Below are 14,822 nucleotides of genomic sequence, written 5' to 3' on the forward strand. Positions count from 1 at the left end.
CGGCTCGATCTCTGTGGTTTTTCGATCGTACGCAGATATCCACCAGCTATGCACTGCTTGCGCACCAGCTGTTCACAGGGTTATCCACAATAGAGGGGAGGCGCGCCCGGGACCCGGCGCGCGTAGCGATCACTTCTTGATTTTTACCGGACGGGTCCAGTTTTCGATGGTCACCTGGCGCGCGCGCGAGACGGTCAGCTTGCCGGCCGGCGCGTCCTTGGTCAGCGTGGTGCCGGCGCCGATGGTGGCGCCCTGGCCCACGGTGACCGGCGCCACCAGCTGGCTGTCGCTGCCGACAAAGGCGTCGTCTTCGATCACGGTGCGGAACTTGTTGGCGCCGTCGTAGTTGCAGGTGATGACGCCGGCCCCGATGTTGACGCGCGAGCCGATGGTGGCGTCGCCGATATAGGCCAGGTGGTTGGCCTTGCTGTGCGCAGCCACCTGGCCGTTCTTGATTTCAACAAAGTTGCCGACGTGGACGTCTTCAGCGAGCACGGTACCGGGGCGCAGGCGTGCGTACGGGCCGATGATCGACACTTCGCCTACCACCGCTTCCTCGATATGGCAGAACGGCTTGATCCTGGCGCCGGCCAGGATGCGACTGTTGACGATCACGTTGTGGGCGCCGATGTGGACGCCGTCGGCGATTTCCACCTTGCCTTCGAACACGCAGCCGACGTCGATGGTCACATCGCGTCCGCAAACCAGTTCGCCACGCACGTCAATGCGCTGCGGGTCCATCACGGTGACGCCCTGCTCGAGCAGTCGGTTGGCGATATTGCGCTGGTGGATGCGTTCCAGTTCGGCCAGTTGCACCTTGCTGTTGACGCCCGCCACTTCCCACTGCGCCGCCGGCTGCGCCGACACCACCGGCACGCCATCGGCCACGGCCATGGCGACGATGTCGGTCAGGTAGTACTCGCCCTGGGCGTTGTCATTCTTCAGTTGTCCCAGCCACTTTTTCAGGTGCACCGTGGGCACCACCAGGATGCCGCTGTTAATCTCCTTGATCGCGAGTTCGGCCTCGTTGGCATCTTTTTGCTCGACGATGCGCACAATCTGGCCATGGTCACGGACGATGCGGCCGAGGCCGGTCGGGTCGTCCTGCACCACGGTCAGAATGCCCAGCTTGTCGTTGCCGGCCGCATCGATCAGCGCCTGCAGCGAGGCGGTGGTGGTCAACGGCACGTCGCCGTACAGGATCACGGTAGGGGTATTGTCGTCGAGCTCGGGCAGCGCTTGCATGACGGCGTGGCCGGTGCCCAGCTGCTGTTCCTGCTGCGCGGTGGAGACTGGGTGCGGCTGCTTTGCCAGCAGCTCCAGCACGGCTGCGCCGCCATGTCCATAAATCACGCATACTCTGGACGAAGCACCTGCGGTAGCCAGGCTGCGCGCCGTGTCGAGCACATGGGCGAGCAGCGGCTTTCCAGCCAGTGGATGCAACACTTTCGGCAAGGCCGACTGCATGCGCTTGCCCATACCGGCAGCCAAAATCACGACATTCATAAGTATCACTTAGAGAGAGTAAGTTAATGCAAAAGTCTAACATGCCCTCCAGCGCCAGCCAGACGCTGCGCCGCCTTTTCCTGATCACTGTCATCGGCCTGCTGGCCGCGTGCAGCTCGCTGCGCCTGGCTTACAACAACGGCGATACCTTGCTGTACTGGTGGCTCGACGGCTATGTCGATCTCAATTCCGACCAGAAGGACTGGGTCAAGAAAGATATCGACAAACTGTTCCAGTGGCACCGCAAGACCCAGCTCGAGGATTACATCCAGATCCTGCAAACGGGCCAGCGCCAGCTGGCGGGCAATCCCACCTCGGCCGACCTGCTCGGTGATTTTGATGAAATCAAGAAACGCACCCAGCGCCTGCTGCTGCAAGCCAAGCCCGAGCTGGCCGACCTGGCGCGCTCGCTGCAACCGGAACAGATCGACAAACTGGAAAAGAAATTCGCCTCCAACCTCGACGACTTCCGCAAGAAGAACATGAAGGGCGACCGCGAAGACCAGCAAAAATTCCGCTACAAGAAATCGATGGAACAGTTCGAGCTGTGGTTCGGCCGCTTTAGCACCGAGCAGGAAGTGCAGCTGCGCAAGGCATCGGATGCCCGCCCGCTCGACAACACGATCTGGCTCAACGAACGCCAGCGCCGCCAGAACGCCATCCTGACACTGGTGCGCAAGGTGCAAAAGGACAAGCTGAGCAAGGAAGCCACCATGGCCCTGATCGATACCCTGGTCAAGGACAGCTTCAACCGCCTCGACAATTCCGAGCACAAGGCGTTCTTTGACGCCTCCGAAAAAGGCACGGCCGAGCTGATCCTCACTGCGATCCGCATTGCCACGCCGCAGCAAAAAGCCCACGCGCAGCAGCGCATGCAGGGCTGGATCGGCGACTTCCAGAGCCTGGCCAAATAAGCGCCATGTTATGATGTGGCCTGTTGAATCAATGACTTAGAACAGCGCCACATGCCAAAAAAGCCCGTCAAATCTGCCGCCAAGCCGGCCAAAGTCCCGGTCCACGGTCCCCAGCACAGCAACCAGGTGCGCATCATCGGCGGCCAGTGGAAACGCACACCGCTGCCGGTACTCGCCGCCCAGGGCCTGCGGCCCACGCCCGATCGTGTACGCGAGACGGTCTTCAACTGGATCAACCACCAGCGCGACGCCAACTGGGCCGATGCCCAGGTACTCGACCTGTACGCCGGCAGCGGCGCGCTTGGTTTTGAAGCGGCCAGCCGTGGCGCGCAGTCGGTCACCATGGTGGACATGGCCACGCCAGTGGTGCGCCAGCTTGAAGACATCAAGGCCAAACTGAAGGCAGATAACGTCCAGATCCTGCGCGGCGATGCGCTGGTGGTGGCGCAATCGGCCGCCGCGCGCGGCCAGAAATACGATTTGATCTTCCTCGACCCGCCCTACCAGCAGGAATTCCTCGAGCGTAATTTGCCGCTGTGCGTGCGCCTGCTCAAGGAAGGCGGCCTGGTGTACGCAGAATCGGGCGCGGCGCTGGCCTGGCCCGACGGCGACATCCCGGACTGGATGGCCGGCTGGGAAGTGATCCGCGCCGACAAGGCGGGGATGGTGTTTTACCACCTGCTGCAGGCGACAGTGACTGCTAAAATTTAAGGCACTCGCGCTTTTCGGGCATAATGCACGTTCTATAATGGTGCAGTGCAGGGAGACACAATGGTAGTAGCTGTTTATCCGGGAACGTTCGATCCGCTGACCCGTGGTCACGAAGACCTGGTGCGCCGCGCTTCGGGCCTGTTCGACACGCTGGTCGTTGGCGTGGCCGACAGCAAGAACAAGAAACCGTTCTTTTCACTGGACGAACGCCTGGCCATTGCCAACGAAGTGCTCGGGCATTACCCGAACGTCAAGGTCGAGAGTTTTTCCGGCTTGTTGAAAGATTTTGTGCGCACGCACGATGCTCGCGTGATCGTGCGCGGCCTGCGCGCCGTGTCCGACTTCGAATACGAGTTCCAGATGGCGGGCATGAACCGCTACCTGCTGCCCGACGTCGAAACCCTGTTCCTGACGCCGTCCGACCAGTACCAGTTTATCTCCGGAACCATCGTGCGCGAGATCGCGGTGCTCGGTGGCGACGTCTCCAAGTTCGTGTTCCCCTCGGTTGACCGCTGGCTGCAGAAGAAAATCGCCGCCACCAAGATCGATTAAGAAAGAAGACCTGTCATGGCCTTAATGATTACCGACGACTGTATCAATTGCGACGTGTGCGAGCCCGAGTGCCCGAACGACGCAATCTACATGGGTCCGGAAATTTACGAAATCAATCCCGACAAGTGCACCGAATGCGTGGGGCACTTCAACGAGCCACAGTGCCAGCAGGTATGCCCGGTCAGCTGCATCCCGTTCAACCCCGAGTGGCGCGAGACGGAAGAGCAGTTGCGGGCAAAATTTGAGGGTTTGCAGGCGGCAAAGGCTTAAAGTTCAAGCCCGGCCCGCTTGGGCGCGAAGTACAGTCTGACCGCCAGCGCAGCAGCGCGCGCGCATCCCACCAGCAGCGGCTTGAACAGCAGCGCCAGCGCCGCAGTCACACCGATCCCCAGCGCCAGCAAGAGCGTGGCAACCAGCGAGAAACCGTGAATGAGGTCGATCAGAGTGGACATGATGGGGCGGGACATTTAGAATCAATGCCAATATAGTGCAGCGCAACATATGGCGCCAATTTAGTTCTCCGATAACAATTATGCGATTGGTGAATGGATTGGCGTATGATGGCTGCACGCCGTTCCCCTTTGTCGTTCCACCTCCCGACCCCGAGCCAACATGAGCTTTCTGACGCTGGACTTGAATTTGTTACGCGTCTTCGACGCCGTGATGACAGAACAAAATCTGACACGCGCGGCCGGCCACCTGGCCATGACCCAACCTGCGGTATCGAACGCCATCAAGCGCCTGCGCGAGAGCCTCGGCGACGAACTGCTGATTCGCACCGCCTACGGCGTAAAACCCACGCCGCGCGCCGAAGCGTTGTGGCCGTCCGTGCGTAGCGCCCTGGCCAGCCTGGAAGCGGCCGTGGCGCCCGAAACCTTCGACGTCTCGGCCGCCCACGCCACGTTCCGGCTGGCCATGGCCGATGCCACCGCCGCGATGTGGCTGCCGTCCCTGATGCGCTCGATCGAACGTGAAGCGCCCGGTGTCAACGTGCGCATGATGCCGCTGACCACGCGCGAACCACGGCCGATGCTGCTGCGTGGCGATATCGACCTGGCGGTGGGTTTTTTCCCGGGCGTGGCGGCGCAACTGTCGTACGAAACCGGCTCGCCGATCCGCCACGAGCGCCTGTACTCGGGCCAGTACGTGTGCGTGATGCGGCGCGAGCATCCGCTGGCCAAGGTCGAGCTCAACCTCGACAACTACTGCAAGGCCAACCATTTGCTGGTGAGTTTTTCGGGTCGCGCCCACGGCCTGGTCGATGAAGCGCTGGCGCAGTTGCAGCGCGAGCGCCGCATTTTGCTCACCGTCAACCAGTTCTTCACGGCCGGCCGCGTGGTGGCCAACTCGGACCTGATTACGGTATTGCCGCGCCACCTGATCGCGTCCACCGGCATGACCGATGCGCTGATCTGGAAAGAATTGCCGTTCCAGCTGCCGGCGGTCCACCTCGACATGCTGTGGCACGAACGCGATGCCCGCAGCCCGGCGCACAAGTGGCTGAGGTTGCACCTGGAGGGGATGAACCAGGGCGCGGCCAGGGCGGCGACTGCGGCCAAGAAGGATGCGGCTTGAGGACGCCATTCCACGAAGCAGACGTTCCATGGATCCCCGCGTGCGCGAGGATGACGTAGCATCCGCCTGCGACCGAAAAGTCGAAGTGGCTGAGGTTGCACCTGGAGGGGATGAACCAGGGCGCGGCCAGGGCGGCGACTGCGGCCAAGAAAGATGCGGCTTGAGGTCGCCATTCCACGAAGCAGACGTTCCATGGATCCCCGCGTGCGCGAGGATGACGTAGCATCCGCCTGCGACCGAAAAGTCGTCTTCCCCGCGAACGCGGGGATCCATGGACAATACGCCTAGCGCCAGCTCAGGCAGTACTCGACCGGTACCCGATCCTGAACCCACCCCAATGCTTGCCGTCCACATAAATCGGCGCCGACAAGTCATGCATCACTTCCCCCGTATCGCGCTTGTACGTCTGTAACAGGAACGGCCTGGTGTTCGCGCCGCAGCGCTTGCCGGTGCGGTCGCTGAAGATGCGCTTGGTGCGATTGTTGATGATGTCGACGTCGTAGTTCCCCGTCAGCGGCTGCGAGAATTTCTTGTTATGGGTCGGAAAATAACCATTGTTGTCCACCGCGCCAGCATAGGCCAGCTGCGGCATGGCAGCCAGCAAGCCTTCCTGCAACCCCGGCAACACGCGGTCGGTAAAATCGTCGAAGCGGGTCTTGTGCTTCGGTGGATCGGTGTTCGGAATGGCCGTGTAGGTGCGGTCGAACAGCGCCTCCCTGGTGATCTTGCCCGCCTTGATGGCCGCCTCGAAAATCTTTCCCACTTCGTGCGCGGCGGTTTGCGCGGCGGTGCGGATGGCGTCGTGCGAGGTTTCGATCGATGATTCGCCCAGTGCGCCGTTGATCAGCTCGGCCCGTTCGGCCAGGGCCATGGCCGAGCTGGCCGCGCGCGGCAACTCCTTCTCGGTCGATAGCAAACTGTCGCGGATACTGGCAATGGCAGCGGCGATATCGTCGGCAATGGTAACGTGCTCGCGCGACGCCCGGGCGATTTCGCCGATTTCCGCCTCCGACACGCCGGATGAACGCTCGATATTACCCAGCAGCCCATGCACGGTTTCCACGTTGCCGGCGGCCTCGCTGACCTTGGTGGCAAGCGCGTTCATGCCGGTGGCGGCGCGCTCGGCTTGCTGGTTGATCTCGCGCACCATGGTGCTGATCTCGTCGGTGGCTTCCTTGGTGCGCAGCGCCAGCTGGCGCACCTCGCTGGCGACCACGGCAAAGCCGCGCCCCTGTTCGCCGGCGCGCGCAGCCTCGATGGCGGCGTTCAGCGCCAGCAGGTTGGTGCGGGCGGAGATTTCACTGATCGCTTCGGTAAAACCGTAGATTTTGCGGGAATTGGTTTGCAGCTCGATCATCACGGCCGACGCCGCCTGCGCGTCGTGGCGCGCGGTGCGGATCCGTTGCAGGCCGGTGTCGGCCTCGGCGCGGCCGGTGACGGTTTCGCCGCGCACCTGGGTGGCGATTTTTGCGGCCCGTTCGGCATTGGCGGCAATGCGCTCGGTGGTGGCGGCGTTTTGCGCCGAGCTGTGGGCGATGCCGCCGGCGGTGCCGACGTCGAGCTCGATCTTCTTTTTCACCGAATCGACGAAGTACGAGGTTTCCGCCGCGCCAATCATGATGGCGTCGATTTCCTCGCCCACGGTGTGGGCGAACTGGCGCACGCCGCCGTCATCGCTGTGCTGGCGCGCGGCCAACCAGGCAATCGCGGCGCCGGCCAATGCGGCCGGGGCGGCCGTATAGACCAGCGCGGCACTGTCGCCGGCAACCATGTTGAACACGTACGCCAGGGCGGTACCGCCCACGGTCGCACCCAGTAACCACAATCCACGCTGCACCAACTTGTGTTGCAAATGACTCATGTCGTCCCCCGCTCGGTTCTGGCCACCGGGTGCGCTGCCAACGCTGAACGCTGGCGGCGTCCGGATTTATTTATTGGTAGTACTATTTTATGGGTAACTTGGTGGTATTCTTGACTTCTTCCATGACCGCATAGGTGTGGGTTTCGCGCACGCCTTTTTGCAGCAGGGTTTTTCCGAGGAACTCGCGGTACGCTGCCATGTCCTTGACGCGGGCTTTGACCAGGTAGTCGAAGCCGCCGGCAACCATGTGGCACTCGAGCACTTCGGGAATCACCTGCACGCTGTGCTTGAAGGCGTCGAACACTTCGGGCGTGGTGCGGTCGAGCACCACTTCGATGAAGACGAGCAGGGATACGTCGAGCAACTGCGGATTGAGTTGCGCGGTGTAGCCCATGATGTAGCCCGACTCGTGCAACTTGCGCACGCGCTCGAGGCAAGCGGCCGGCGACAGGTTCACCCGGGCAGCCAGCTCCACATTGCTGATGCGGCCATCGCTCTGCAACTCCATCAAGATTTTCTTGCTGATCTTGTCTAACATTTCAGGGGACTCCCAAATAAATATTATTTGGTTAAATTGTCGCACTAAAAACAATCTATTGCTAGTCCCCTGTAATACCAGAATTAATCCGAAAGAATACACTTTACAATCGAATCATCAGCAGTTCACCGATTCGATACCCAGAATCAACCATCTTCACGCCCTCAAGCTACCCGCTTGCAGGGCGTGTTTTTGTAAGTGGACTGCGTTCATTCATACTTGAAAGTATTTTCATGCACGCAGCAGAACCGACCGTTTTCACCCCTTTCGCAGCGCTCCAGGCGGAGATTCTGCGCGACCCGATTCCCCTGCGCGCCGCAGTGACGGCAGCCTACCGGCGCGATGAAATCACTGCCGTGCAGTGGCTGCTCGGCCAGGTCGCCAACCACGACGGCGCCAGCGTAGAACAAGCGCGCCAGCTGGCCCATAAACTGGTCAGCGCGGTGCGCCAGCAGCGCACCCGCGCGTCCGGCGTCGATGCCCTGATGCACGAGTTTTCGCTGTCGTCGGAAGAGGGGGTGGCGCTGATGTGCCTGGCTGAAGCGCTGTTGCGTATTCCCGACAATGCCACCGCCGACCGCCTGATTGCCGACAAAATCAGCAAGGGCGACTGGCGCAAGCATCTCGGCGAGTCGCCGTCGCTGTTCGTCAACGCGGCCACCTGGGGTTTGCTCATCACCGGCAAGCTGGTCTCGACCAACAGCGAAACCGGCCTCGGCTCGGCCCTGACCAAGCTGATCTCGAAAGGCGGCGAACCGTTGATCCGTAAAGGCGTCGATCTGGCCATGCGCATGCTGGGCAACCAGTTTGTTACCGGTCAGACCATCGGCGAGGCGATCAAGAATGGCCAGCCCAACGAGGCGCGCGGCTACCGCTATTCGTACGACATGCTGGGCGAGGCGGCGCTGACCGAGCAGGACGCCAAGAATTACTACGCCTCGTACGAGACCGCCATCCACGCGATCGGCAAGGCCTCGAACGGGCGCGGCATCCGCAACGGCCCCGGCATTTCGGTCAAACTGTCGGCGCTGCACCCGCGCTACAGCCGCGCCCAGCGCGACCGCGTGCTGGCCGAACTGCTGCCGCGCGTGCGCGCACTGGTGCTGCTGGCCAAGCAATACGACATCGGCCTCAATATCGATGCGGAAGAGGCCGATCGCCTGGAACTGTCGCTGGACCTGATGGAAGCGCTGGCCCACGATCCGGCGCTGGCCGGCTTCGAGGGCATCGGCTTCGTGGTGCAGGCGTATCAAAAACGCTGCCCGTTCGTGATCGACTACCTGGTGGACCTGGCCCACCGCAGCGGCCGCAAATTCATGGTGCGGCTGGTCAAAGGGGCGTACTGGGATGCGGAAATCAAGCGCGCCCAGGTCGATGGCATGCCCGGCTACCCGGTCTATACGCGCAAGGTGTACACCGACGTGTCGTACCTGGCATGCGCCCAGCGCCTGCTGGCCGCCACCGACGTGATCTACCCGCAGTTTGCCACCCACAACGCGCAAACACTGTCCACCATCTATACCTGGGCCAAGCGCGACGGCGTGACCGACTACGAATTCCAGTGCCTGCACGGCATGGGCGAGTCGCTGTACGACCAGGTGGTCGGCAAGGACAATCTCGACAAGCCGTGCCGCATCTACGCGCCGGTGGGCACCCACGAAACCCTGCTCGCTTACCTGGTGCGGCGCCTGCTGGAAAACGGCGCCAACTCGTCGTTCGTCAGCCAGATCGTCGATGAGGCGATTCCCGTCGAGGCCCTGATCAAGGATCCGGTCGCCCAGGCGCGCGAACAGGGTGGCTTGCCGCACCCGGCAATTGCTTTGCCGCTGGCCATGTTCGGCGCCGAGCGTCAAAACTCCGCCGGTTTCGACCTGGCCAACGAAGATGTGCTGCGCGAGATCGCCGCCGCGCTCGCAACCCCGCGCAGCTGGCACGCGATGCCGCTCTTGGCCGGTGGCGTCTCTGCCGGCCAGCCGATTCAGAACATCACCAACCCGGCCCAGCGCACGGATGTGGTGGGCCAGCTGGTGGAAGCGACCGCTGCCGACGTGGAATCGGCGCTGATCGGCGCCAGCCATTTCGCCATGGACTGGCAAACCACCGAGCCGGCCATGCGCGCGGCTGCGCTCAATCGCGCCGCCGAGCTATTCGAAGCGAACGCCATGGAACTGATGACCCTGGCCATCCGCGAAGCCGGCAAGTCCTTGCCGAACGCGATAGCCGAACTGCGCGAAGCGGTCGACTTCCTGCGTTACTACGCGGCTGAAGTGGCTGGCGCCACCAATTTGCTGGCGCTGGGCCCGGTCACCTGCATCAGCCCGTGGAACTTTCCGCTGGCGATTTTCACCGGCCAGGTCGCCGCCTCGCTGGCCGCCGGCAACGTGGTGCTGGCCAAGCCAGCAGAGCAGACCCCGCTGATTGCGTTCCGCGCGGTGGAGTTGCTGCACGAAGCGGGCATCCCGCGCGCCGCGCTGCAATTTTTGCCGGGCCGCGGCGAAGTGGTGGGCGCGGCATTGACTGCCGACGCGCGCGTAAAAGGTGTGATCTTTACCGGCTCGACCGAGGTGGCGCAGTTGATCAACCGCACGCTGGCCAAGCGCGCCGCTGCTGAACACTGCGACATTCCGCTGATCGCCGAGACCGGCGGCCAGAATGCCATGATCGTCGATTCGTCGGCCTTGCCCGAGCAAGTGGTGCAGGATGCGATTTCGTCGGCATTCGACAGCGCTGGCCAGCGCTGCTCGGCGCTGCGGGTGCTCTTCCTGCAGGAAGATATTGCCGAGAAAACCATCCACATGCTCAAGGGCGCGATGCAGGAGCTCAAGGTCGGCAGCCCGGACCGCCTGGTCACCGATATCGGACCGGTGATCGACGCCGAGGCGCAAGCGAACCTGCTGGCGCACATCAACAAACTGAAAAGCACGGCGGTCAACTACTTCTCGCTCGACTTGCCGTCGCACGTGATCACGGCAGGCACCTTCGTGCCGCCGACGGTGCTGGAAATCCGCTCGCTGGCCGAACTCACGCACGAAGTGTTCGGCCCGGTCTTGCACGTGATCCGCTACCGCCGCGCCGACCTGCCGAAACTCGTCGAGCAAATCAACGCGTCCGGCTTCGGTCTGACCCTGGGCGTGCATTCGCGCATCGATGAAACCATCGATTTCATCACGGCCAACGCCCATGTCGGCAATATTTATGTCAATCGCAACATCGTCGGCGCCGTGGTCGGAGTGCAGCCGTTCGGCGGCGAAGGCAAATCGGGCACCGGTCCCAAGGCTGGCGGCCCGCTGTACCTGAAACGCCTGCAGCGCAACGCGGTGGCGACCACCACCCACCAGCGCCAGCCAACGCCAGCGCTCGATGCCTTGACCGCCTGGGCCAACCTGCACGGCCAGCAGCGCCTGGCGGCACTTATCGAGCAATACAGCCGCACCAGCCTGCTGGGCACCCTGAGCACGCTGCCCGGTCCTACCGGCGAGCGCAATACCCTGGCGCTGCTGCCGCGCGGGTCAGTGCTGTGCGCAGCCAGTACCCAGCCGGCGCTGCTCAATCAACTGGCAGCGGTGCTGGCCACCGGTAACACGGCGCTGGTGATGCCTGAGGCGGCAAGCCTGTTGCCAACCGACCTGCCGGCGGCAGTGAAAGACCGCATAGTCCGCGCCGGCGACAGCGTCGACGGTCCATTCCAGGTGGCCCTCGTGGAATCGCAGCTGGCGGCGAGCCTGCATATGCGTTTGGCGGCCCGGGAAGGGGCCCTGGCGAGCCTGATCGATACCACTGCCGAGGATGGTATCCCCCTGTGGCGTTTGCTCGCTGAGCGGGCCCTGTGCGTCAATACCACGGCGGCAGGTGGCAATGCCAGCCTGATGACGCTGTCGGTGTAGTCCGGAACCTGTTGTAGACCCTTGGGGCCGGCGTTTGCCGGCCTTTTTTTTGCTTGCATAACCTGGATACCGGCCTGCACGGGTATGACGGTTTGCCTGCAACTTCCGTCCAATCAATTTTTACAGAAGTTCTCGATCACTTCGTGGGCATAGCGCGACGCCACCGTTTGAATGAAATGCAGGAAATCGACGGCCGCCTCGTCGTTGGCATTGTCGGAAATGGTGCGGATCACGGCGAACGGGATGCCCAGCTCGAAACACACTTGCGCCACTGCAGCGCCTTCCATCTCCACTGCCAGCAAGTCGGGCAGGGCGGTTTTCAGCGCGGTGATCTGTTGCAGGCGACCGATGAACTGGTCGCCGCTGGCAATCAGGCCACGATGCACGCGCGTGGTTTTGGCAGCCGCTGCCGCCAAACGCTCGGTCAGGGCCACGTCGGTGGCAAAGCGCGTCAGGCCCGTCAATGGCACCTCGAAACGGGGAAACAGCGGCGACGCATCCATGTCGTGCTGAACCAGGCTGTCAGCCACCACGATATCGCCCACATTCACCTGCGCATCGCCGCTGCCGGCAACGCCGGTGAAGACGATGTGGGTAACTCCAAACTTTTCCACAAGGATCGCCGCTGTCATGGCAGCGGCAACCTTGCCAATTCGCGACAGGACGCACACAGCGTCGATTTCCCACAGTGTCCCTGCCGTGTACTCACGCATGCCGTGAACGCGCGTGACGGGGCTCTCAAGGGCTTCCAGCAGCCCCTGCTGTTCTTCGGCCAGCGCACTAATGATGCCAAGACGCATGTTTTTTCCCTGTTTTTGGAGGTGTACAGGCGTGTTGCCTGTGGATTGCCACGCCCTTGTCCACAGCGCAGCGTTCAAAACGGTCGATTTTAAGGCGTTTTTTACGTGCAGAACGGACTTCAGACCATGAGCAGGCGCGTGGTTTACCCGGTTTGGGGTGGTTTTTGCGGTTTTTTGGCGTTGCCGTGGCTTTTGCTGTTTACGTTGTTTACAAAGAATTTATATAAAATAATAGTAGTAGTAAACGCGTTCAAAGCTGTGGATAAGTTCTGTATACGTTTACGAATCAGCTGTTTACAACTTTTACAAGCAGGCGCATAAGCGCTGTACCAGTTGCAGGACAATTTCTGCATAAAATGGCGGTGGTGGATCGAATCGGTGCTTACTCACATCGATCCTTGTGGATATCCAGAACGTTATCCACAGAAGCGTAGTACTGGTAGCGGTTTTTACCGTTTTCCTTGGCCCCGTACATGGCCTGGTCGGCGTTTTTCATGAGTGTTTCGATATCTTTGCCGTCTTGCGGGTACAAGGCGATGCCGATGCTGCTGGAAATGTTGGCAATCTGCTGGCCGTCACCGTCCAGGTCGAACGGCGTTCTCATCTGTTTGAGGATTTCTTTTGCCGTGCGGGTCACGTCCGGCGGATTGCGCAGCTCGCCTAGCAGGGCGATGAACTCGTCGCCGCCAAGCCTGGCCACCACGTCGGTGCCGCGCATCGATGCGGTCAGCCGTTCTGCCACTTGTTTGAGCAGCAGGTCGCCCTTGTCGTGGCCCATGGTGTCGTTGACCTCCTTGAAGTGGTCGAGATCGACGAACAATATCGCCATCGGCAGCCTGGCGCGGTCCGATTTTTTCATTTCCTGGCGCAAGCGCTCGTGGAACATGCGCCGGTTGGGCAGCCCGGTCAGGGTATCGAAGTTGGCCTGGCGCCAGATCCGTTCTTCCGATGCCTTTTTTTCGGTCACATCGCTGAGCAGCACAACGTAACGGAACGGGTGGCCGAAGTCGTCGTGGACGGTGTCGAACCGGATTTTTGCCAGGTACTCGGTGCCGTCCTGGTGCCGGTGCCACACTTCACCGTCCCACTGGCCCGTGTCGCGAATGGTTTTTGCCATCTTCGCAAAAAATTCGACCCCTTCGCGACCGGCGGTCAACTCATAGCTGCGGCGGCCGATCACTTGCTGCTCGGTATAGCCGCTCAGTATAGAAAACGCCGGATTGACGGTGAGGATGCGGCCACCGGCGTCGGTCACCATCATCGCTTCGCCGAGATTGTGGAACAGCAGCGCCGACAATTTCATCGATTCTTCGTTGGCGCGCAGCTTTTGCTCCATCTCGCGGCTCTCGACCAGCAGTGCGCGGATGCGCAACTCGCGTGCTTCCTGGCGTGCATGGGTGCGCAGCGAGAATATTCCACCGGCCGTCATCAGGAACAACAGGCAAACCAGGCCGGCGCCGGCCACCAGGTAGCTGCGGTCGCGCTGGCGTACCGCATCGGCGTCGCTGCTTCCGACCAGCATTATCAGCGGCAACTGCTCGAACACGCGGTAACTGTAAATACGGTGCAAGCCGTCAACGATGCCGACGGCTTTATAGGTACCTGAATTGCCGTTGCGCAGTTGCCGGAACAGTTCGCCGCCAGACAGGTCGCGTCCGAACGATTGCTCGAACAGCGGCGAGCGGGCAATCACCCGGCCGTCGCGGTAGAGCAGGGTGATCGACATATCGGCGGTAAATCGCGAATTGTCGAACAGTGCCACATAACGCCGCACGTCGAGCGGCGCCAGCAGTACCCCGATGAATTCGCCCTTGGCATTTTCCGCGCGGCGGCTGACAAAAAACAGCTTGGCGCCCGTGTATTTGCCGATCACCGGCGCACCGATGAACGGGCGGTTGCCGTAGCGGTTGTCGAGATGGGCCTTGAAGTAGTCGCGCTCGGCATAGTTGTGGCCCTCGATGTCGATATCGAGCGAGGTGGCAATCACGTTGCCCTTGGTATCGAGGAAAGAAAGCCAGTAATCGGCGTTGAAATTGGCTGCGCGAGCGGACAACAACTCGGAAACGGCAGCGCCATTTTGCGCGTTGGGCAGCACCTTGATGGCATTGGCAAAACCGATCATGGCCAGGTCCACCGATTGCAGCGCGTGCAACACATACGCTTCCATCGCTTTCGCGTAGTGATCGGTCTGGCTTCGCATGGCCTGCTCACGTTCGACATAGGACGTGCGAACCTGGGCGATGACCACCGTGATAGCGAGCGCAGCCGTTAAACACAGGCCAGTGAGCAAGCGACGGCGAAAGCGCAGGTAAGCAGGCGAGCGCGGTTGGGCAGGCAAGGATGACAATCGGTCTCCAAGGCGGTGGATGGCCAGCCGAGTATAACGCTGGCGCTGCTGTGGTTTACTCTAAAGATGTATATAAAGAATAGTAGTAGTTGTTTACGTGGACACTTTTCTGTGGATAAGTCCTTATTCTGGAT

Annotated in this window: 12 protein-coding genes; 6 read left to right on the plus strand and 6 right to left on the minus strand. The window is 61.5% G+C overall.

The genetic code is table 11. The features are described from left to right. Positions 1 to 129: 129 nt before the first annotated feature. Positions 130 to 1,506: a bifunctional UDP-N-acetylglucosamine diphosphorylase/glucosamine-1-phosphate N-acetyltransferase GlmU gene (glmU, locus tag J2X54_RS01305; protein ID WP_310176901.1), complete on the minus strand. Its 1,377-nt coding sequence runs from the start codon at positions 1,504 to 1,506 to the stop codon at positions 130 to 132. Between the two features lie 26 nt (positions 1,507 to 1,532). Here glmU and J2X54_RS01310 point away from each other — a divergent pair, with 26 nt between their 5' ends. Genes J2X54_RS01310 through J2X54_RS01325 form a run of 4 tightly spaced genes read left to right on the plus strand, consistent with a single transcriptional unit; the run spans position 1,533 to position 3,953 of the window. Then, entirely contained in the window at positions 1,533 to 2,420 is an 888-nt protein-coding gene (locus J2X54_RS01310) for a DUF6279 family lipoprotein (RefSeq protein WP_404990871.1), read from the plus strand. Positions 2,421 to 2,471: 51 nt separating this feature from the next. Next, complete coding sequence (rsmD, locus tag J2X54_RS01315) at positions 2,472 to 3,131, plus strand: 16S rRNA (guanine(966)-N(2))-methyltransferase RsmD (RefSeq protein ID WP_310176903.1); 660 nt, start codon at positions 2,472 to 2,474, stop codon at positions 3,129 to 3,131. 60 nt (positions 3,132 to 3,191) lie between these two features. Beyond that, on the plus strand, positions 3,192 to 3,683 hold the full coding sequence (coaD, locus tag J2X54_RS01320) for a pantetheine-phosphate adenylyltransferase (RefSeq protein WP_070249653.1): 492 nt from the start codon (positions 3,192 to 3,194) through the stop codon (positions 3,681 to 3,683). Positions 3,684 to 3,698: 15 nt separating this feature from the next. After that, the gene (locus J2X54_RS01325; protein ID WP_310176909.1) at positions 3,699 to 3,953 is read left to right on the plus strand and encodes a YfhL family 4Fe-4S dicluster ferredoxin; all 255 of its coding nucleotides are present in this window, start codon (positions 3,699 to 3,701) and stop codon (positions 3,951 to 3,953) included. Here the strand turns inward: J2X54_RS01325 and J2X54_RS01330 are convergent. Beyond that, the gene (locus tag J2X54_RS01330; protein WP_070249655.1) at positions 3,950 to 4,135 is read right to left on the minus strand and encodes a hypothetical protein; all 186 of its coding nucleotides are present in this window, start codon (positions 4,133 to 4,135) and stop codon (positions 3,950 to 3,952) included. The two genes, J2X54_RS01325 and J2X54_RS01330, sit on opposite strands and share 4 nt — an antisense overlap. 160 nt (positions 4,136 to 4,295) lie before the next feature. Between J2X54_RS01330 and J2X54_RS01335 the strand changes: the two genes are divergently transcribed. Continuing rightward, the gene (locus J2X54_RS01335; protein ID WP_019924063.1) at positions 4,296 to 5,258 is read left to right on the plus strand and encodes a LysR family transcriptional regulator; all 963 of its coding nucleotides are present in this window, start codon (positions 4,296 to 4,298) and stop codon (positions 5,256 to 5,258) included. A gap of 295 nt (positions 5,259 to 5,553) precedes the next feature. On the opposite strand, the gene J2X54_RS01340 is transcribed toward J2X54_RS01335, so the two are convergent. Beyond that, positions 5,554 to 7,119 carry a methyl-accepting chemotaxis protein gene (locus J2X54_RS01340; RefSeq protein WP_310176914.1) on the minus strand — a complete coding sequence of 522 codons (1,566 nt, stop codon included), beginning with the start codon at positions 7,117 to 7,119 and terminating at the stop codon, positions 5,554 to 5,556. A gap of 82 nt (positions 7,120 to 7,201) precedes the next feature. Continuing rightward, a complete protein-coding gene (locus J2X54_RS01345; protein WP_008443393.1) occupies positions 7,202 to 7,657 on the minus strand; it encodes an Lrp/AsnC ligand binding domain-containing protein in 456 nt (151 codons plus the stop codon). Between the two features lie 233 nt (positions 7,658 to 7,890). On the opposite strand from J2X54_RS01345, the gene putA reads away from it, so the two are divergent. Then, positions 7,891 to 11,541: a trifunctional transcriptional regulator/proline dehydrogenase/L-glutamate gamma-semialdehyde dehydrogenase gene (gene putA / locus J2X54_RS01350; protein WP_310176917.1), complete on the plus strand. Its 3,651-nt coding sequence runs from the start codon at positions 7,891 to 7,893 to the stop codon at positions 11,539 to 11,541. A gap of 113 nt (positions 11,542 to 11,654) precedes the next feature. Here putA and J2X54_RS01355 read toward each other — a convergent pair whose 3' ends face one another. After that, complete coding sequence (locus tag J2X54_RS01355; RefSeq protein WP_070249658.1) at positions 11,655 to 12,341, minus strand: 5'-methylthioadenosine/adenosylhomocysteine nucleosidase; 687 nt, start codon at positions 12,339 to 12,341, stop codon at positions 11,655 to 11,657. Positions 12,342 to 12,723: 382 nt separating this feature from the next. Beyond that, positions 12,724 to 14,688 (minus strand): diguanylate cyclase domain-containing protein, encoded by a 1,965-nt coding sequence (locus J2X54_RS01360; RefSeq protein ID WP_310176921.1) that lies wholly within the window; start codon positions 14,686 to 14,688, stop codon positions 12,724 to 12,726. Positions 14,689 to 14,822 lie beyond the last annotated feature (134 nt).

Origin of the sequence: Duganella sp. 3397 (genome assembly GCF_031456625.1) — a bacterium.
GTDB lineage: Bacteria > Pseudomonadota > Gammaproteobacteria > Burkholderiales > Burkholderiaceae_D > Rugamonas > Rugamonas phyllosphaerae.

Coding starts and splice junctions, on each gene's coding strand:
- glmU (WP_310176901.1), bottom strand. CDS start 1,506: ATGAATGTCGTGATTTTGGCTGCCGGTATGGGCAAGCGCATGCAGTCG.
- J2X54_RS01310 (WP_404990871.1), top strand. CDS start 1,533: ATGCAAAAGTCTAACATGCCCTCCAGCGCCAGCCAGACGCTGCGCCGC.
- rsmD (WP_310176903.1), top strand. CDS start 2,472: ATGCCAAAAAAGCCCGTCAAATCTGCCGCCAAGCCGGCCAAAGTCCCG.
- coaD (WP_070249653.1), top strand. CDS start 3,192: ATGGTAGTAGCTGTTTATCCGGGAACGTTCGATCCGCTGACCCGTGGT.
- J2X54_RS01325 (WP_310176909.1), top strand. CDS start 3,699: ATGGCCTTAATGATTACCGACGACTGTATCAATTGCGACGTGTGCGAG.
- J2X54_RS01330 (WP_070249655.1), bottom strand. CDS start 4,135: ATGTCCACTCTGATCGACCTCATTCACGGTTTCTCGCTGGTTGCCACG.
- J2X54_RS01335 (WP_019924063.1), top strand. CDS start 4,296: ATGAGCTTTCTGACGCTGGACTTGAATTTGTTACGCGTCTTCGACGCC.
- J2X54_RS01340 (WP_310176914.1), bottom strand. CDS start 7,119: ATGAGTCATTTGCAACACAAGTTGGTGCAGCGTGGATTGTGGTTACTG.
- J2X54_RS01345 (WP_008443393.1), bottom strand. CDS start 7,657: ATGTTAGACAAGATCAGCAAGAAAATCTTGATGGAGTTGCAGAGCGAT.
- putA (WP_310176917.1), top strand. CDS start 7,891: ATGCACGCAGCAGAACCGACCGTTTTCACCCCTTTCGCAGCGCTCCAG.
- J2X54_RS01355 (WP_070249658.1), bottom strand. CDS start 12,341: ATGCGTCTTGGCATCATTAGTGCGCTGGCCGAAGAACAGCAGGGGCTG.